The sequence below is a fragment of the Eubacterium sp. An3 genome (assembly GCF_002159465.1).
Lineage (GTDB): Bacteria > Bacillota > Clostridia > Lachnospirales > Lachnospiraceae > Anaerobutyricum > Anaerobutyricum stercoris.
In genome coordinates, this window is the sequence record NZ_NFIR01000043.1 from 1 (window position 1) to 18,740 (window position 18,740).

At 46.5% G+C, this 18,740-nt stretch carries 21 protein-coding genes; 7 read left to right on the forward strand and 14 right to left on the reverse strand.

Annotated elements, in window-relative coordinates:
• Positions 1-114 precede the first annotated feature (114 nt).
• The 13 genes from B5F87_RS18675 to B5F87_RS18735 all read right to left on the reverse strand — a co-directional run bounded on the left by B5F87_RS18675 (position 115) and on the right by B5F87_RS18735 (position 13,653).
• On the reverse strand, positions 115-819 hold the full coding sequence (locus B5F87_RS18675) for a hypothetical protein (RefSeq protein ID WP_087283762.1): 705 nt from the start codon (positions 817-819) through the stop codon (positions 115-117).
• Complete coding sequence (locus tag B5F87_RS18680; RefSeq protein ID WP_087283765.1) at positions 806-1,195, reverse strand: PrgI family protein; 390 nt, start codon at positions 1,193-1,195, stop codon at positions 806-808. Before B5F87_RS18680 ends, B5F87_RS18675 begins: the two co-directional genes overlap by 14 nt.
• A gap of 33 nt (positions 1,196-1,228) precedes the next feature.
• The gene (locus tag B5F87_RS18685) at positions 1,229-2,053 is read right to left on the reverse strand and encodes a hypothetical protein (RefSeq protein WP_087283769.1); all 825 of its coding nucleotides are present in this window, start codon (positions 2,051-2,053) and stop codon (positions 1,229-1,231) included.
• 17 nt (positions 2,054-2,070) lie between these two features.
• Positions 2,071-2,412 (reverse strand): hypothetical protein, encoded by a 342-nt coding sequence (locus tag B5F87_RS18690; protein ID WP_087283772.1) that lies wholly within the window; start codon positions 2,410-2,412, stop codon positions 2,071-2,073.
• Positions 2,413-2,625 carry a hypothetical protein gene (locus tag B5F87_RS18695; protein ID WP_087283774.1) on the reverse strand — a complete coding sequence of 71 codons (213 nt, stop codon included), beginning with the start codon at positions 2,623-2,625 and terminating at the stop codon, positions 2,413-2,415.
• On the reverse strand, positions 2,622-3,050 hold the full coding sequence (locus tag B5F87_RS18700; RefSeq protein WP_087283779.1) for a hypothetical protein: 429 nt from the start codon (positions 3,048-3,050) through the stop codon (positions 2,622-2,624). Before B5F87_RS18700 ends, B5F87_RS18695 begins: the two co-directional genes overlap by 4 nt.
• Positions 3,047-4,468, reverse strand: coding sequence for a hypothetical protein (locus B5F87_RS18705; RefSeq protein ID WP_087283782.1), 1,422 nt, complete (start codon positions 4,466-4,468; stop codon positions 3,047-3,049). Before B5F87_RS18705 ends, B5F87_RS18700 begins: the two co-directional genes overlap by 4 nt.
• Before the next feature lie 18 nt (positions 4,469-4,486).
• A complete protein-coding gene (locus tag B5F87_RS18710) occupies positions 4,487-5,059 on the reverse strand; it encodes a hypothetical protein (protein ID WP_087283784.1) in 573 nt (190 codons plus the stop codon).
• A gap of 104 nt (positions 5,060-5,163) precedes the next feature.
• Positions 5,164-7,746: an isopeptide-forming domain-containing fimbrial protein gene (locus B5F87_RS18715; RefSeq protein ID WP_158097102.1), complete on the reverse strand. Its 2,583-nt coding sequence runs from the start codon at positions 7,744-7,746 to the stop codon at positions 5,164-5,166.
• A gap of 58 nt (positions 7,747-7,804) precedes the next feature.
• Positions 7,805-8,683 carry an IS3 family transposase gene (locus B5F87_RS18720; protein WP_143405290.1) on the reverse strand — a complete coding sequence of 293 codons (879 nt, stop codon included), beginning with the start codon at positions 8,681-8,683 and terminating at the stop codon, positions 7,805-7,807.
• Positions 8,684-8,724: 41 nt separating this feature from the next.
• Positions 8,725-9,018: a transposase gene (locus B5F87_RS18725; protein WP_087178690.1), complete on the reverse strand. Its 294-nt coding sequence runs from the start codon at positions 9,016-9,018 to the stop codon at positions 8,725-8,727.
• A gap of 79 nt (positions 9,019-9,097) precedes the next feature.
• Positions 9,098-12,358, reverse strand: a complete 3,261-nt coding sequence (locus tag B5F87_RS18730; RefSeq protein WP_158097103.1) for an isopeptide-forming domain-containing fimbrial protein — start codon at positions 12,356-12,358, stop codon at positions 9,098-9,100.
• Positions 12,359-12,582: 224 nt separating this feature from the next.
• Complete coding sequence (locus tag B5F87_RS18735) at positions 12,583-13,653, reverse strand: Ig-like domain-containing protein (protein ID WP_087283794.1); 1,071 nt, start codon at positions 13,651-13,653, stop codon at positions 12,583-12,585.
• Positions 13,654-14,058: 405 nt separating this feature from the next.
• Between B5F87_RS18735 and B5F87_RS18740 the strand changes: the two genes are divergently transcribed.
• The 5 genes from B5F87_RS18740 (at position 14,059) to B5F87_RS18760 (ending at position 16,863) form a co-directional block, all read left to right on the forward strand.
• Positions 14,059-15,003, forward strand: a complete 945-nt coding sequence (locus B5F87_RS18740) for an Abi family protein (protein ID WP_087283796.1) — start codon at positions 14,059-14,061, stop codon at positions 15,001-15,003.
• A gap of 358 nt (positions 15,004-15,361) precedes the next feature.
• On the forward strand, positions 15,362-15,805 hold the full coding sequence (locus B5F87_RS18745; RefSeq protein WP_087283799.1) for a zinc ribbon domain-containing protein: 444 nt from the start codon (positions 15,362-15,364) through the stop codon (positions 15,803-15,805).
• 163 nt (positions 15,806-15,968) lie between these two features.
• Positions 15,969-16,391, forward strand: coding sequence for a sigma-70 family RNA polymerase sigma factor (locus B5F87_RS18750; RefSeq protein ID WP_087283801.1), 423 nt, complete (start codon positions 15,969-15,971; stop codon positions 16,389-16,391).
• Positions 16,388-16,585 (forward strand): helix-turn-helix domain-containing protein, encoded by a 198-nt coding sequence (locus B5F87_RS18755; protein WP_071433785.1) that lies wholly within the window; start codon positions 16,388-16,390, stop codon positions 16,583-16,585. Before B5F87_RS18750 ends, B5F87_RS18755 begins: the two co-directional genes overlap by 4 nt.
• 80 nt (positions 16,586-16,665) lie before the next feature.
• On the forward strand, positions 16,666-16,863 hold the full coding sequence (locus B5F87_RS18760) for a hypothetical protein (protein ID WP_087283805.1): 198 nt from the start codon (positions 16,666-16,668) through the stop codon (positions 16,861-16,863).
• Here B5F87_RS18760 and B5F87_RS21520 read toward each other — a convergent pair.
• A complete protein-coding gene (locus B5F87_RS21520; RefSeq protein WP_242964581.1) occupies positions 16,860-17,330 on the reverse strand; it encodes a hypothetical protein in 471 nt (156 codons plus the stop codon). The two genes, B5F87_RS18760 and B5F87_RS21520, sit on opposite strands and share 4 nt — an antisense overlap.
• Positions 17,331-17,720: 390 nt before the next feature.
• Between B5F87_RS21520 and mobC the strand changes: the two genes are divergently transcribed.
• Both mobC and B5F87_RS18775 read left to right on the forward strand, forming a co-directional pair.
• The gene (gene mobC / locus B5F87_RS18770) at positions 17,721-18,119 is read left to right on the forward strand and encodes a plasmid mobilization relaxosome protein MobC (protein ID WP_087283809.1); all 399 of its coding nucleotides are present in this window, start codon (positions 17,721-17,723) and stop codon (positions 18,117-18,119) included.
• Positions 18,091-18,740: relaxase/mobilization nuclease domain-containing protein (locus B5F87_RS18775; protein WP_158097104.1), on the forward strand; the 650-nt coding region annotated here is incomplete at its 3' end. The genes mobC and B5F87_RS18775, both read left to right, overlap by 29 nt.

The window sequence follows — 18,740 nt, forward strand, 5'->3', positions numbered from 1 at the left end:
ATCGTATCTGCTACCCTTTGCCATGCCTGTACTGCCTCCTTTTTATCATCTCTCTTATCATACATGATTTAGGTCTGCATGGCATCTTTACTTTGTACTATTTTTATACTACCACTAATCGTCCAAAACAAGAAAGTTGCTTTTCTGACGGATGGTCCGGGGCAGGATGTCATTCTTCCAGTCGTGTCCTTTCCCAAAAGACAGATAGGCTTCCTCCTCCTTTTTTCCCGGGCGGAGCAGGGAATGGAGACAGAAAAGCCGTTCTTTGGCTGACAGCCGCATGACTTGTCCCCGCCATGCCCGGAACATGTCGTGGATGACCGTGTCGATCGCATTTAACAGGATGACCGCCTCCGCCTGGGTCTCCGCCCGGCAGGAGACGGTCAGATACCGATAGGTGGTCACGTTGGGGTTGGATTCCCCCATTTTCTCCTCAATCCAATCCTGGATTCCTTTTTCCGTCTCCGGATAGCTTTCTTTGTTTTTGTTGGACCGGTATTTCCTGATAAAATCCGCCGCAGATTGATACTCATTAGCCACTGTAATCTTAAAATCTACGTTCATGGCCTTCAACCAAGCCATAAACTGATTTAAAAAACGGGTCTTCTCCCCATCATCCTTGTTGATGTAATTGATCTCCTCAAACAGATAACATCGGTCATACAGACAGTTTTTCCTTCCCTTTTCCAGTTTGGCGATGCCATTCTCATAGAGTGTGTCAATGTGAAAGGCTTCCCGGACATTTTTCGGGACTTTGACAACCGGCAGGCTCATCCGTTTCTGGTCCCTGAACCGGACGTCCGCATTAAATATGGCCATGGCCTTTCCTCCTTCCTTTCTTCCTTTTGGGCAGGTTCCTCTTCATGGTAAATACCCTCCCTATATTTTCCGGTTGTTCTGCCGCCTGATATGTCAGGCGCTCCGTCTGATGGACGAACCATATCTCTTTTAAAATTTTTACAGGAGATTTTCCCTGATATGTGAAAAAGCCAGCCGCACAAAACGGTACCATTACTGGAACTACAATATAAGTACACTGTACGATCGGCAGGCCCGTATAATGATACAAAGCAATTGCGGAACCAAACCCGGCCACCAGCCCAATACCTGCAGCAATACACTGTTTGAGTGTAAATCCGGCAAATATTTCATTCTGAAACGTCGTATCAAAATCATCGTTTATGTCAATCTTCATCGTATCTTCTCCCTTCTTTTCCTAATCAAAACTCTATAATGCCAGGGCTTTTGCCAGCAGGCTGTTTACTCCTTTCACACTGGCCGTCATAAAGATCATCGTAAACAGGGCGTTCAATGCATCCCAAAATCCATCGACTGCTTCCCCCACCAGGCCGGAGCCTTCAAAAACGGAGATGCCGGCATTGATGATCTTAAATGATATCGCCATGGTCAGGGCGATCGCCACGATCTCAAATGCATTTAACAAAAAAGTTTTTAGCCAGGCATAAAATGTCCGTTCCGTCTCCCTGCCGCCGATGAGCGTCGGCAAAGCAAACGGAGCCAGCACAATCAGCAGATAAATCTTGATATAGCGGCTATAGACCGTCAGTAGGAGCAGAAAACTGCAAACGATCGCCACCAGTACAAAGAAGATACCGAAGAGCAGATAAAACAGTGTCGAACCGATATCCATCTCATCTACGATCAGATCTGCACTCTGTGTTGTGAATACTTCCCCCACCATAGCTGCCGCAATCGACAGGATCAGCCGCATCAGAAGGAACAGGTTCAGGAAAATGACATTGGCAACCACGATCTTGACAAAGGCTTCAATCGTCATTTCCAGGGTGATGTTATGGTGGAGGTCACTGACTGCCCGGCAAATGGCGATGAGAAAAAACAGGTTCAGCAGGGATACCCCAATGGATAGAGACCACGGATACAGCGTGCGTTCGACAAAGTTCCAGGCATCCGGTGAGAAATCCTGCGGCGGTGTCCCTAACAGCCCGCCGATTAGTGCCATGGCTGCCTTCCAGATTGTGTTTGCCAGTCCGATAGAAAATCCGCCAAAAAAGTTTGTGACCCAATCCGGCATAAGGCCGCACCTCCTTTTTAGTTGGCTCCAGTATTAATGAGCGGGATGATCTGCGGGGCGATACAGGCGATGAGGCCGCCGCCCACCCGTTTAAAAGCCGATGACTGCGCCATACCGTCCTGGGTGTTCATGCTGGCGGCCATCTCAAAGACACCCCATAATAAAAATAACTGTCCGATATTAGATACGATAGACGCCACCACATCATACAGGGAATTAAAACCCGTCGTGATGATATTCCCATTGGTCGCCTGTACATGGATAGAGATAAAAAATGCAGCCACACAAAGGGATATCCCCATCCTGGCTGCTTCTCTTCCTACTTTTTTTATGTATCTCTTTATTTGATCTTTCCGCATTTATCTATCCCTCCTGCTAAATATACCGATCAATATTACAATGACCACAGATACAACAATCTGGATCAATATTGCCAGAAGCCCGGTCATTGGCTGCAGACCAGCCGGGAGGATACGGGGTAATACCAATGTCCGTGCCGCCACATTTGCTACGATACCGATGATAAATGCAATAATGACCGCTATGATCTGTATAAAACTATGTTTTCTCATAATTGGTCTTCACTCCTTTTCATTTTCATAGGAAGTCCACGATTTTTTTGGACTTCCAGTTCTATGATATAGGTAAATAATTTGTCACACTCCGGCGAGCCGTCCGATGCATAAACAAGCAAAGCAGTCTCATAATCCCGATAACGACTGTCTTTTAGGTAACTCACTGCCGCACGGAACCGTTTCCGTGCCTTTTTCTGCCGGCATTTCCGAGGCGCTAACAGCAGCATCCCCTCAATACTTCCTGCTGCACGATAAGCGTTTCGCAGGCACTGTACGGTCTCCTGATGATACCGGACAGCCGGCAAGGGTCGTTTATATCCGGGTACTGCATCCCGCATCTGCTGTACCCAAAAAATAAACAGTGTCAAAAACAGAGCAAAACCAAAAGACAAACCTATAATGACAATAAGTTCCCGGCTCATTTCTCTTTCTTATCTTGATATCCAAAATAAATGCGGGCTGCCTGATACACTTTATGAATCAGATCCTCTGGAGATATACTGAGAGAAAACTCTGCAGAACCGATCAATTCTTCTTCATTTTCATCATAGATAAACGTCAGGCCCGCTTTATTCTCGTTATATCGCCGGATCAGTTTCTTCATCCCCCAACCACCTTTTTGTTTTTTCCGGATATCAAACCGCGGCGATTCCCGGAAGGCAAACATGATTTGTAACTCATCAGTTGCAACAGCAACTAACTCCCCATCAGCAGAGTGGAGAAGACGCGCATTCACACCCTCTTCTTGCAGATACTCCTGCAAAGTCTCCGCCGTCAAAAGGTCTTCCATCAACAAGACGTCGGCTTGTAGGGGTTCTTCCTGGCTAATGGTTGTGTCTGTTTCTTCTATTTCTTCTGTATTTTGAGATGAACCTTTCTCTTCCCATTCTCTTTTTTCCTGCCAGCTTTCCCTATCCTGCGTTCCCGACTGTACACCTGCCATCAATTTTTTGAACAGTTCTCCCTTTTCTTCCTGCAGACGTCGGTTCTCTTCCATTAAACGTCTGTTTTCTTCCTTGAGGGCCTCTTTTTCCTCTGTCAGCTCCTTTGCCAGTGTATGGAGGGATTCCATATCCTGTTTCTGCTGTTCCGGCAGGATCTGGCTCAACTCTTCCAATTCCTGGTTGGTTTTCGTAAGGTATTCATTTTTTGCCTTTAACTGCCGGTTCTCTTCTTTGCCCTTTTCCAGTTCTTCCTTCTGGCTGTCCACCGTTCCCTGCAAGGCGGCGATCTGCACCTCACGGTCCTCGTTCTCCGCCTGCATCTCTGTGATCGTCTGTTCTTTTTGCCGGAGGGAAGTCTCCATCGCGGCAATTTTTTCTTCCATCTGTTTTCTGGCTGCCTGCCCGGCTGTCTCCTGCAGAACAGAAAGGTACGGGCTGTCCGCCGGAAGTTTCGATAACTTCTCCTCATACTCCCCGGCCAGGCGCTGGCTCCGGAGCTTTTCGTTCCGGGCCTCTTCCCGGAGCAGAGAGACTTTCATCCACTGTTCCGTTTTTTCCTTCTCCAGCTCTGCCTGCGCTTCCTGCAAGGCAGCTTTCTCTTTTGCCAGGCTCTCCATCTTCTCCTGAAGCTCTGCCTCTTTTTCCCGGACATTTCCCTCCCGGGCAGTGACAACCGAAAGTCGGTCTTCCAGACCGGATACCGTCTCCAGCAGGGACGCTTCTTTCGCGTCCAGGATCTCTTTCCTTTTCTGGTACGCTTGTTCCATCCGGGTATACTCTGCGTCCCGGTCGGCAAAGATCTGCCGCATCTGCTCCAGCATATCCGGCATAGTGGCTGCCTGGGGCCGTCCCCCGCCGGCGGCCTGCCCTTCCTGATACATCTTCATCTCATCCATCCATCAAACCTCCTATCTTTATCCAAAAACACACCGCCGGAGGAACAGGAGCAGGAACAAAAAGACCGAGACCAAAAACAGAACCGCATATCCCACAAATACTGTCCAGTCGCCAGTCTGCGGCGGCGTAGTGCGCACCGTCTCTTTTTTATCCGGCATGGTTTCTTTTTCCTGCCGTCTGTTTGTCTCCTTTTCCCCACGGGTGTTTTCTCCTGTTTTTTCTTCCGGGCGTTGTACTGTTTCCGGGCTGTCTGCCGCCGTCACGGTGCAGGTAGTCTCTATCTCATGGGTCTCCCCCTGTACGTCAGTATAGCGGTAAATGATGGGATATTCCCCGGCTGTCCCGGTATCAACAGCACCGGTGTCGATCTCCACCCGTTCCACCGCGTCATTGACGCCCAGCCCTTCCTTTAAGTCGGGCAACGTCTCTCCCACGCCGATGACGACATCCCTGGTCCCCACCAGGCGGGCTGCTTCCTGCCTTACAGCCGGCTGTGGCTCCAGATGGAAAAAATAGCCGGCAATGCCAGCTCCGCAGAGCAGACATAAAAAAAGGAACAGGGCGCCGGGCAATACTTTTCTTATCTTCATATTTCAATATCAGCCCGTACTGAAATTCAGTACGGGCTGCCTCCTTTCCGGTTTTTGGGTACAAAAAAAGCAGGCCCTTACTTTCCTGCTGTATTGTCCCTTATTTATTTCATTTTTTTCCGTCTTCTCCGGAGGAGGAAGATGCCGGTCCCGCCAAAGGCGGCTGCCGCCAGCGCAAACCATCCGGCATAGCTTGTAACGCCGGTCTTTGCCCCTTTCGGGCCACTCGTTCCTTCATCATTGTCTTTAGACGAAGCTCCGTCTGGATGAAATGTTTTTTCCACTACCTTTTCCAGTGTGGACTTTGGAACCTTCACAGTGACAGTCGCTTCTTTTTCCGGTGTCTGGTCGGTGATGACAGTCGCCGTGTTATGGATCTTCTGGCCGGTCAGGTCTTCACTGGTAATGGTTGCGGTAAATGTAATTTCCGACTGTCCGGACAGAGTTGGGTAAACCACCTTGAATCCTCCGTCTGTGCGTACCATGTGGATTGTATCCGCGTCCATTTCCACTTCATCTTTTTCCGGTACGGCTGCGCCGTCTACCTGAATGGATGCGTAATCAATATCCACACCGTCTGTCAGGTCTTTATCTTCCACGATGGCGTTCGTTGCTGTGGCCCCTTCGGTATTCTGGCTCACCAGGATCGTGTACTGGATGGTCTCACCCACAGAATATACGGTGGCGTCGGCTTTCTTTTCGATGGACACATCCGGAGTTCCCACGCCAACTTCATGTTCGGTCACGACCCAGTTATCCAGTGGATGCAGGGTCATGTTGGTATCGTGGAATTTATCACTGTTCCAGATTTCTTCCGGTACTGTGCCGTCCACCCCTACTTCATCCTCTGTCGGTTCATAAACCTGTGCCACGTTTTTGATAACCTCATCCTTATCCACATCTTCATTGACAGTCACGGAGAAGGAAACGTTCTGTTCTTCCCCGGCAGCGATGGACGGGATCACGAAGCGGACATATGGCTGTTCATCAATCGTAAACAGTTCTCCGCCACTTCCTTCCACGTAAGTAGTATTTTCCGGGATGGCGTCACGGACAAGGACATTCGTCTTCTCTTTATCAGAGGTATTTTTTACAGTGATCGTATACTGGATCGTCTCTCCGGCTTCTACGACGGTGCCGCTCACCGGATCGGCTTCTTTTTTCGCTTCAAGGCCATCCACTACAGGTGTCAGCGGGACTTCATGGTCCGTTTCTGCATAGGCGTTATCAGCCTTCGCTTTTGCCGTATTTGGCACCGTGCCGCCCATCAGACTTTCCGATACAAATACGACATCGTAAGTGACTTTAATAACGTCTCTGTCTGTAAGGTCCATGCCGGTATCGATTAAATAGCCTTTGGCGTCTGCGGTCACGGACACAGGCGTGATCTCCGTATCGTTAAAATATACTTTGATGGTATCCGGCTGCATTTCTGCGCCATCTACCTGCAGGTCATCTTTGACTACTACCTGTTTCGCCGTAAGGTCTTCTTTGGTCTGGGTAACAGTGACCGTATAGTGCCCGGTCTCTCCTACCTGATAGACGTCTTTATCTGACGTTTTTTCAATGGCCAATGCCGGGGATACCACATCGACTTCATGGTCAGTGATGACCCAGTCGTCCAGCGGATGGGTGATGGTGTTGGTGTCCTCAAACTTGTCGCTGTTCCAGATTTCTTCCGGAATCGTTCCATCCTCGCCCACTTCTTCTGCTGTCGGTTCATAGACCTGTGCAGTATTGCGGATGACATCATCTTCCGTCGCTTCTTCATTGACGGTCACAGAGAAAGAAACCTGCTGCGCTTCGCCTGCCGCAATAGATGGGATCACAAAGCGGACATATGGCTGTTCGTTGATCGTGAACAGTTCCCCGCCACTTCCCTCTACATAGGTCGTCAGTTCCGGGATCGCGTCACGGATGAGGACGTTCGTCTTTTCCTGATTGGAAATGTTCTTAACAGTGATCGTATACTGGATGGTATCACCAGCCTTCACCACCGTGCCGCCTGCCGGGTCCGCCTCTTTTTTGGCTTCCAGGCCATCTCCCACTGGAGTGAGCGGTACTTCCCGGTCGGTTTCTGTTTCCGTATTTTCGGCCTTTGCCTTTGCTGTGTTCGGCACGGTCTGTCCATTGAGACGGCCAGACTCAAAGTAGACATCATAGGTGACTTTCAGGCTGTCTTTATCGGTCAGGTCTTTTCCAGTTTCAATGGTATAGCCGTTCACATCGGATGTGATTTTTGCCGGCGTGATCTCCACATCATTGAAATACAGCTTAATGGTGTCCACTTGGATCTTTGCGCCTTCCACCTGCAGGGCGTCTTTGATCACGACCTGCTTTGCAGTCATGTCTTCTGTTGTCTGGGTAACGGTAACGGTATAATGCCCAGTGTCACCTACCTGATAGACTTCTTTATCTGACGTTTTTTCAATCGCCAGTTTCGGCACCTTTTTCTCCGGGATAAACGGTACACTGTCATACTTCCATTCCGGGTTATTGCTGCAACTTACACCGGCGGTATTCATCAATTCCACGTCCCCGGCTTCCGGAAGCACCTTTGCCCGATAGGTTACTACGAGGGTATCATCTTCGGTCAGAGTAATGCCGGTATCAATGTCAAATCCATCCATCGTCTCATTGTAGGTGATCTGTACTTGATCGGTGACATCCTCGTTATTCAGCTTCACGGACATTGGTCCTATGTCAAGAAAAAGTACAAATTAAATATGCCCTTTTAATGTTGAGTTACCCTGCTAAAGCTTCAGCTCTTTCATCTAATGCTGCATAGTATTCTTTTTCATACTGATCTGGCGAAAGATATCCACAATGGCTGTGTGTCCTCACTGTGTTATAAAATGTTTCTATATATTCGAATACCAGCTTATATGCATGCCGGTAATTAAAAATTTTAAAACGGTTGATCCACTCCCTTTTCAGTAATGCATGGAACGATTCAATACACGCATTGTCCCATGGATATGCTTTTTTTGAATAGCTGTTTACCATCCCCTCTGTTGCTTTACGGAATGCATCCGATACATACTGGCAGCCACGGTCTGTATGTATGATAAGCGGATGTGCTATTCTGCGGATTTTCTTTGCTTTCTCGATACATTCCACCACATGGGATGCTTCCAGTGTTTCGCCCAAGACCCATGCGATGATTTTCCGGGAATACAGATCCATAATGCTGGTTAAGTATACAAAGCCGTCAAACGTCCAGATATAAGTGATATCCGACACCCATACAGCATCCGGCTGAGCGGGATTGAACTGTTCATTCAGAATGTTATGCAGTTTCGAACTGAAATCAGAATCTATGGTTGTTTGTACATATGGCTTTACCCATTGGGCTTTGATTCCCATCTGACGCATGTAATTCGCCACAGTTTTCACTGCGATTTTTTCGCCGGTTTTCCACAATTCCCTTGTGATCTTAGGGGCTCCATAGTTCTGGTGGGAATCTTCATAGATTTTTCGGATTTTCTGTTTGATCTCCCCACGGTGTTTTTCCGTGGCAGAAGGGACTCTTTTTTTCCAAGCATTATAACCGGATCGTGAAACACCAAGATGTTTCAGTACCCCGCTGACAGAGACGTGGTGCTTCACCGGACGCTGCTCCATTTCCACAATATACTCCGCTGTGGCAGTATAGACAGCCTCTGTCATTTTCCCAGGATACTGATGGCTTTTTTTAGAATTTCAAGCGCATCCTTTGTATCCCTTAGTTCACGCTGGAGACGTGCGATCTCTTTCGCCTCATCACTGGAATAATTCCCGGATCCCCGTGTTGGTACGCTCCCTTCGTTCTCTCTGGCCGCTCGTAGCCACGTCTTGAGAGCGGAATCACTGATTCCCAGATTCTCAGCTGCCTTCTGAAGTGAGAGTTCTGGATGTTCCAAACGATACCTGACTGCATTCTCCTTAAACTGTTGATCGTATCTGCTACCCTTTGCCATGCCTGTACTGCCTCCTTTTTATCATCTCTCTTATCATACATGATTTAGGTCTGCATGGCATCTTTACTTTGTACTATTTTTATACTACCACTAGATTCCAGGTTCCCTGTTCCTCCGGGTTCTTGCCATTTTCCAGGTCATAGAGGTCATAATTGCCATCCACTACAAGGTGCTTATCAGAACGCAGGATAAACTCATCGACTTTGGCAGTCTTTGTGTAATCGTCTTCCCCGGCCAGGTCCGTACCTTCCCGCAGCTCATAGCCGTTGGTATCATACAGGGCGATCGTGCCGGTCAAAAATTCCACGCCTTCGGTTTCCAGTTTATCGGTAAAGACAAGGTTCCGGGCGATGGTTCCCTTATGGGTGTTGATCACGTCGATGGTATAGGAGACATTCTCCCCAATTCCATACTCATCAGAATCGGCTTCCTTCACGATCTGCAGACGAGGGGAATTGATGTAAACAGTGGTAGCATCTTTTACCACTTTATAGCTGCCGTCTTCCTCTTTCTCCACGTTTGCCGCGGTCGCCTTTGCTGTATTGGTGATCTCTGTACCATTAACGTCCACTTCGTCATTCTCCAGGGCGTTGGCGTCATATTTGATGGTCAGAGACGCGCCTTTTTCCAGGTAGGTATCTTTGACGATAAAACCGTTCCCGGACTGCTCAATGGTGATGACCGGGGTACGTTCCTCCGTTTCATCATAAAGCTCCGGATTCAATTTATTTGTCTCGTCTTCGGTGCCGGCAATCTTATACTGTATCGTCTTGCCGTTTCCACCGGACGCTTTCTCAAAGGTAATGGTTGTCCCATCCGCAGCAGTCTCTGTGATGACGATATCCTCATAATTTAATACCAGGCCATCCGGCAGGGTCAGGTCATCAATGACCACATCCTTTGCCACGGTGCCATCAGCGCCAGCGCTTGTGACGACGACCTGATACTGGACTTTCTCGAATCCTGTCTCTTCCTCGTAGATTCTGTATTCATTATCGCATCGGTTATCGTTTTTCTCCGCTTTATACGGATTGATATAAGATTTGTCGATGGTAATCTGTGCCGTATTGATATAATACTCCGCCTCATCCTGCGCCTTTGGCGCATTATCGGCGGTCACGGTCACGATGTTCTGGGCTTCCTTGCCGTTGCCTTTCTCATTGGCTGTGGCTGTATAGGTGATGGTCGCTGTAGCTCCGGCCGGGAAGTGGTTGATGGTATACTTCCAGCCATTATCCCCGCTCTTTTCCTTGTCGGCGGTGACATTCCGGGTTTCTGTCTCATTGCGGTACTCTGGGTTTAAGGCATTGGTCGGGTCTTTTGTCCCTGCCACCGGCACAACAACGGTTTCCGGCAGGCCGGAAATTTCCACGGAATCATAGTCTAAAGTCATGCCCTCTGGCACATCATCCGCGATGACAACGTTATTAGCCGTACCTGTACTTGTGTTAGCTATTTTTACCGTGAAGGTGGCAGTATCGCCAATCTCATACTCATACTGATCGACCGTCTTATCTACCGTCAGGACCGCGCTGTTGATATAAGTCTCTGCGTCATCATCAGCATGACCGGATGGATTTTTAATGTTCCAACAGGTTGAACTGGCCGTATTATACAGCTCTTTCGTGTTTCCGGATTCCAGTGCCTTGCAGGTCACTTTTACGGTCAGTGTCTGGTTGGCTCCCAGGTTTACTCCTGTAACACGGACGTTCTGGCCATCCACAGAGCCGGAGCCGGCACTCGGCGTCACGCCAGTCACCTGCAGATCTGACGGGATGGCGTCGGTCATGACCACATCGTAAGCGGTGGAATTGGCCGTTACATTTTTTACGGAAATCGTATACGTAACCGTATCGCCCACCTTATACTCATAGGCATCCGCCACCTTATCCAGGGTCAGCTCTGCCAGCGGGACGCGGACCGTAACGGTATTGGAATCCGTACTCACAGCATCCTCTCCATCGTTGGTCGTCAGCGTACACTTATTATTGATGACAGCGTAATTCCTTGCCGCGTCATAATATGGCGCGAGGTTCGCTCCATCCTTAATTTTCGTGGCTATATTGACAGAAAATGTCCCGGCCGGGTTTGTCGCCAGATACGAGGATTTCGCACTCACCGTTACCGTCTGGCCATTGATACTGTAATCAAAGTTTCCGGATACATCCGCGCCGTCTTTGGTGATCGCCGTAATGGCAGTCGGCTGTAAAACACTATCCAGAGTATCGGTCACAGTAAACTGTGTTCCGCCTGTGGAACCGGCGTCAATGACAGCATTTAACGTATAGGTGAAGCTTTCCTTCGCATTGGACAGGACAGCATCCGTTGTCCCGTTGACTTGTTTGGATACACTGCCGGAAAAGAACGGGTCGTCTTCCACATCCAGGTCTAAATTTCCGTCAAAAGAAAAGAAAGCTCCATTAACCTGAGTACCAATATCGTTTACGCCGCCGGAGTAATACCTTACTTTAAAAGTATGGTTCGCACTTCCAGAAGGAGTAAAACCCAGCGTAAAAGTATAGCGGGCGGCTGTTTTTTTATTATCCTCATTACTTGCCTGAATCCAGTCATCACGCACATCTCTTGCCCCGTTGTACCATACGGTATTACCATGCGTAGCGCCAATCTCCTTGCACTTAGCTTCCCCCATCCAAGACAGCTTATTTCGTTTATATGCCCAATCTACCCGGCCTACGGATAAGACTTCCACTGCCTGATGGCAGTCGATATCCACAAAACGCAGATGCATTTTTCCCGCATCGCCGCTCACCAGATTTTTTGTCCCGTGTTCATATACATAAATGGAGCAGTCAATGCTCTTATAACCACGGAACCGGACAGCGCCAAGCTGGCCGTCAAACAGGGCGATATCGCGCCCCTTGGCGTTGCTGACAGGGCCTTTAGCATTGTCAAAGACTACCCGGACGTCATAGGTGCCCATTGGTTTATTCTCCGTATCCATAAGCTGTATATTATTATACTGAATCCAGTAGGAAGTATTCGGCTCCAAGCTGTGGATATAAGCATTGCCTAAATGCTCCTCCCCGATGGCTCCGCTTGCTCCCTGATCGCCTGATTGCCAGATCCAGTCATCCTTTGTGGCTTTTTTCATCTTGTCCTGGACTTCCACTTCATAGCCTGAAGAATCAGATTCAAGGTCAAACTTACCATACCCTTTGACTGTTGCTGCTCTTAAAGTTTTTACATTCACACTTTCTACCGTATCTGCCGCATTTACCTTTATGGACGACACAGAAGATGCTATCGTAGAAAACAATAAAACAAACGCAGTAAAAAAAGACATCACCTGTCTCAACTTTGTTTTTACTTTACTACTCATCTTTACTCTCCCTTCTATCATGCATAGATTATTTCTCTTCCCACAAATCATGGTGGTGCTCTCTCCCTTTTGATACAATCATCCCTTTCTTTACAATAAAAAAGGAAGGCTAAAAAAGCAGCCCTGGCATCACTGCTTTCAAAGTCTTCCTTTTTCAAAAGAAATCTCAGGGTTTGGCCCCTGAGATTTCCAGAACTTATGCCAATATTTAATTTTTATTTTGATTATTCATATTCCCACACCTGTTTAGCGATGTCATAGACCGGATAAACTTTTTCTCCATTTATTATATAAGTGGGATTGATTTTTTTAATATCATTAGAATTCCAAACGCCTGAATTAGTATTAGCACTATAAACAATAGTTATTGTTGATTTTGCAGGTACAACTACATCTTTCCTGTCTTTCGTGTAAAATTCCCACCATCTGGTATTGTACGCATCAAAATGTTTTTCCATAGTAATTGCATTATTTGAATTATTGACTACAGTCAAAGTAATATAATTAAACGCTCCTTGCTGATTCATCTTATTTATATGATAATCATAATATCTTTCTGAAAGGTCTACTAAATCTCTGTTTAACCCATATACAAAAGAAAATGATACATCCCCAGCATTAATAACTTCGACCTTCCAGGCATCTGTTTCTCTCCATTCCCCCGACCGGTCTAAATATTTAACAGAGATTTTAGATGTACCTACCTTTTTAGCTGTAGCTATACCATATTTGTCAACTGACACCACATCTGGATTAGAACTCACCCATTTATAACCTTTTATCTTCGCTTCATTGGATGGGGTCTTAATCGGGCGGCCAGCCCAGTAAACATATCGGAACAAATCTTCTGATTTATTTAATGCCAGTTTATCGGGGCCATTAAATACGCGGTACTGTTTAGCAGATGGCAATTCTTTTTCCACAGCTTTACTGATCTTATTGTTACCCTTATTTTTTCTATTAGATTTTTTCTTAGTATCGGCTTTTTTCACAACGACCTTACATTTCAGCTTCTTTTTACCGACTTTGGCAATAATCGTAGTTTTGCCTTTTTTCTTTGCCTTTACTACACCTTTTTTATTGACGGTGGCAACTGCTTTTTTCTTACTTGACCATTTGACTTTTTTCTTTTTGACATTCTTCACTTTCAGTTTCTTTTTCTGTCCGACTTTCAGAGTGATCTTTTTACTGGACAGCTTCGGAGCCGCTTTTGCGCTGGCCGGAACCGCGCCGATCAGGAAGACAGCCGCAAGCAGCATACACAATTTTAATATCGTTGGTTTCCATCTTTTCATAATAATAACCTTCCTCCCACATATGAAGTTAAAATACACATTTTTTTTACTAACAGAACAGATTTTCTCTCCCCTATATTTCCGTAATTGTACTATACCATCTTTATCTTCAATCTTCTACCTCCAGTTACCTTCAATCATATTCTTTATTTTTTATTTTAGTTCTTGATCAAAGCGGATACATTTTAAACTTTAACACATTTTATCTTTTACTATTTACATCTGACAATCTGTATTTTTATTTTTTTCCTGCATATAATGTGATGAGCTAAACTCTAAGCTTGACTTTTCAAGTCAGCTTTGCTATAGTTAGCTTAGTGATCGTTCTGTGGAAACTTGCGAAGCCCACAGGCGGGGGAGAGCTTTCGAGTCTCTCCCTCTTTTCATTATCGGAGATTTAATTTCATGGCAATTTCAAAAAAATTTTTAACTTTTTCTCAGCAAATTGAATATTTAAAAACTGAAAAAGGTATAATCATATCCGATGAGGAATACGCAAAAGATATTATTCAACATATTGGTTATTTCCCTTTAATGGGTGGTTATAAGGAGTTATTCCGGATTCCTTTTTCAAAAAAATACAAACCAGGGACCTCTTTCGACGAAATTGTAGCTCTTTATCAATTTGATGCCAATCTTAGAGAATTGTTCTTGAAATATTTACTTCAGATTGAACGCCATATTGGAAATTTAATTGCTTATTATTTCATTGATGCTTACGGGATTTCCCAAATTGAATATTTAGATCCAAATAATTATAATTACACAAATCAGAATAGAAAAATTATTCATGGATTAATGCGTAAACTTCATAGAGCAGTTACTACGTCCGATTATTCCTATGTAAATTATTATCGGTCACAATATGGAAATCTTCCCCTCTGGATTACAATCAATATACTAACTTTTGGAAGTATTTCAAAGATGTACAAGGTCCTTCCTCAGCCTTTACGTTCCAAAATATGTCGCCATTTTCCAGCAGTACATCAAAAACAGTTGGAACGATTTTTATCTGTTCTCACCAAATATCGAAATGTCTGCGCCCATAATGATCGCTTATTTACTTATCGAACTGTTGATCAAATTTTAGATACACCACTCCATGCTAAAATGGCTCTTCCAAAACGGGGAAATCAGTACATGTATGGAAAGCAGGATTTATTTGCCGTAGTCATTGCATTTCGTTATCTACTGCCAAAGGAAAACTTTATAACCTTTCAGACAAAATTAGCGGCAGAATTATTGAAAATAAATAGTCAATTAATACATATTACTGAAGATAAACTAATGAGTCACATGGGATTTCCTGAAAACTGGAAAGATATCACTCGTTACCACATAACAGCTTAAAACCAAGGAAGATGCTTCATAACAAAGTTGCATCTTCCTTTTTATTATCACTTTTCTCTTCTTCTATCATTTATTTCACTGCTTTTCTCCATTTTACTTATAATTTCTCTAATATACTATTATGGATTTCCCCTTTCATTTATTTCGTTATAAAGAAATATTTCTTTATAACGAAACATCAAATTTAAAGCAATGCATATAATCAACCTATATTCCATATAACAATGCTCATGTGCCATAAAGTAACACATAAGAATTGATAGACAGCAGCCCACTATTCCGCAGCAACAGCGAGTTGCTTGTTAAAACCCCGTTTTGAAGTTATAATGAGTAAAAACAACCTTTAGGAGGGACGGGCATGGAAATACAAGGTATTCTTAAAAATTTACGCGAGAAAAACAACCTTACGCAAGAACAACTGGCTGAACGTGTGCAAGTTACCCGACAGGCGGTTAGTCGCTGGGAAACAGGCGAAACACAGCCAAATACAGATACCTTAAAACTGTTATCACAAGTTTTTGATGTGTCAATCAATACGCTTCTGGGTTCTCCACGGCAACTTGTTTGTCAGTGTTGCGGAATGCCATTGAATGAAGATGGTCTGATTAGCCGAGAACCAGACGGAAGCTATAACGAGGACTATTGTAAATGGTGCTATGCTAATGGGGAATTTGCATATCAATCCAAGGAATCTTTATTGGATTATCTGGTTGCGAATATGCCAAATCCCGATAACGCAGATGAAGAAACCAGACGTAATCAGTTTGATTTGTACCTTTCGCAATTAAAGCACTGGAAATAACTATATTGTCATAGCAAAGCCAGCCGAGCCAGTCAACGGTCAAGATAAACGGCGCATACGCGCCGCCGTTGACAGCCCCGCCCGCCTTTGCTGATAGGCAATCAAGGGGGCGACAGCAAGGAGTGCTGCCGCCCCGCACTATTATCAGAGAGGGGGAATTTCCATGACCGAAGATGAAGCCTACAAGGTGCATATCCAGTACACCTTTAACGCCTTTTGCAAGGTTGTCATTCGTCACGCCGCCATAGATATAATTTTGAAGCTGCGCCGGAGGTGGGAACGGGAAGTTTCCCTTGACTACCTGATGAATGAGAAGTTTGTCCAGTTTGCCGAGCCGGAGCAGATTGAAGAATATCTTTTTAATGCCTGCGGCCAGACCGCCGTTCTGTATCATGCGGAGCTTGCCGCCGCCCTTGCACTCTTGCCGGAGCAGGCACAGGAAGAAATTTTCCGCTACTATTTCCTACGCCAGCCGCAGCGCGTGATCGGCGTACATATCGGCCGGACACGCAGCACAGCGGGGCGGCATATCCAGCTTGCCTTGAAGCGGCTCCGGCGGCTTATGGAGGGAGGGAAAACGCTATGAGTAAACTTCTCCCCTATGAAACAATCGTCAAGGCGCATAAGGGCGACCCGGACGCAATCGACACCGTTCTTTCCCACTACGCCGGATATATCCGCTACTGTTCCAGAGTACACGGGAAAGTCAACGCGGAGGTTGAGGAACATGTGAAGCAGAAGCTAATTTCTGCCCTGTTCAAGTTTCGATTTGACCGATAAGCATAGACCTTGTACCGTAGATATGGTAAAATCAGAGTACCCGCAAATTTGTCAGTTGCCATCTTGAAAGGAGCCGCACTATGGAAGAATTAAAAACTATTATGCAAAAATTTGTTGCATCCGGTTGGGATTTAATAGCTATTCCCGCGCAACAATGGTTAGACGGAAAATCTGATAAAAAATCTTTAATATCAGCAATTAAGCAGGCTGATGAGGAATGTGGAAGTTGCGGGTGTGAATTAGACCCATTGTATAAAAGAGCGTTAGAACTGCTTTAAGTCACCACAAAATCACTTGCAACATTATTTGACTGATAACCTTTTACTAAACTGAATACCAGCCGCCCACCGGCGGCCAGCGAAAGCAGTAAGTCTGAAAAAGATTTGCTGCTTTTTTTGTTGCCCGGCTCCGTTCCCGGCCATTTTGCCCTGTTCGGATTGTAGTAGTAAGTGAAAGGGAAATTTTTTTGCCCCGGCGTTTGGCATTTTTGATTTTTGTCCGTAGTAGAGAACAAAGCGAAAAATTCCAGTTTTCCCGTCCAACTGGGATATGCCGGTGTTGTAGGGAGTGAAAGGAAAAATTCTCTGCCCGCCGGTTGCCAAAATCCTGTTTTCCACATTACAGAAGCAAAAGAAATTTTGAAAAATCCCCGTCCAGCGGGTAGCTGGCGGCCTTTGAAATGTATCTTTAGCGGAAAGGGAAAAAGCCGCAGCCAGCGGGCAGCAAAGCCCCGTTCCGGCGTCATATTGGCGAAAGGAAAAAAGGCCGCCCACAGCGGGCCGGAAGTCCTGTCCTGTCCGTTCTATGTACGGAAAAACCCGACAGGAGCAGTCTGCGGCAGTTACAGAGCAAGTTTCTACCACGGTGCCAAAATCCGCAATTCTGCGGTTTTGCCCCTCGCGGGAAACTTGTTGGGGAGTGCCTTCCCCAAACCCTGCTTTGCGCCCTTACGGGCGAAAAAAACTGAAAACAGTTTTTGTTATTTCCCGAAAAGTTCAGCAATGAAAGGAATAGAGAGATTTCTCCGCCCAAAGTGCAAAAAAGTTGCCCAATAGGAGGAATGAGGGGAAAAATTTCTCCGCCCAAAATCCGAAAAAATTCAGCAATAAGAATAGTGAGAGGAGGTTTTCAGCCTATGCGAAAGAAATACAACACGCCCCACCGCAGCCGCGTTGTGAAAACCCGGCTGTCCGAAGAAGAATACGCCGACTTCACAGCGCGGCTTGCGCCCTATGGTATCAGCCAGTCCGAATTTCTCCGGCAGGCGATACGGCGCACCGCCATACGCCCCATTATCCATGTATCGGCGGTCAATGACGAGCTGCTTTCCGCTGTCGGGAAACTCACAGCCGAGTACGGCAAAATCGGCGGCAACCTCAACCAGATTGCCCGGTATCTGAACGAGTACGGCGCACCCTACAACGCGCTTTCCGGCGAGGTACGCGCAGCCATAGCCGACCTTGCCGCCCTCAAGTATGAAGTCTTACAGAAAGTAGGTGACGCGGTTGGCAACACTCAAGCATATCAACTCTAAAAACGCCGACTACGGAGCCGCCGAACAATACCTGCTGTTTGAGCATGACGAGTTTACCATGAAGCCCGTCCTTGATGAAACCGGCAGGCTTATCTCCCGCGAGGACTACCGGCTGTCCACGCTGAACTGCGGCGGGGAGGATTTTGCCGTTGCGTGTATGCGGGCAAATCTTCGCTATGAGAAAAACCAGCGGCGGGAAGATGTGAAAAGCCACCACTATATCATCAGCTTTGACCCACGGGACGGCCCGGACAACGGCTTGACCATAGACCGGGCGCAGACATTGGGGGAGCAATTCTGTAAAGAGCATTTCCCTGGCCACCAGGCCCTTGTATGTACCCACCCGGACGGGCATAACCGCAGCGGAAATATCCATGTGCATATCGTTATCAATTCGCTGCGGATAGAGGAAGTCCCGTTCCTGCCCTACATGGACAGGCCAGCCGACACGAAAGCCGGTTGCAAGCACCGCTGTACCGACGCGGCCTTGCGCTACTTCAAGTCCGAAGTCATGGAGATGTGCCACCGGGAGGGGCTTTACCAAATCGACCTCTTGAACGGCAGCAAGAACCGCGTCACAGACCGGGAGTATTGGGCGCAGAAAAAGGGACAGGCCGCGCT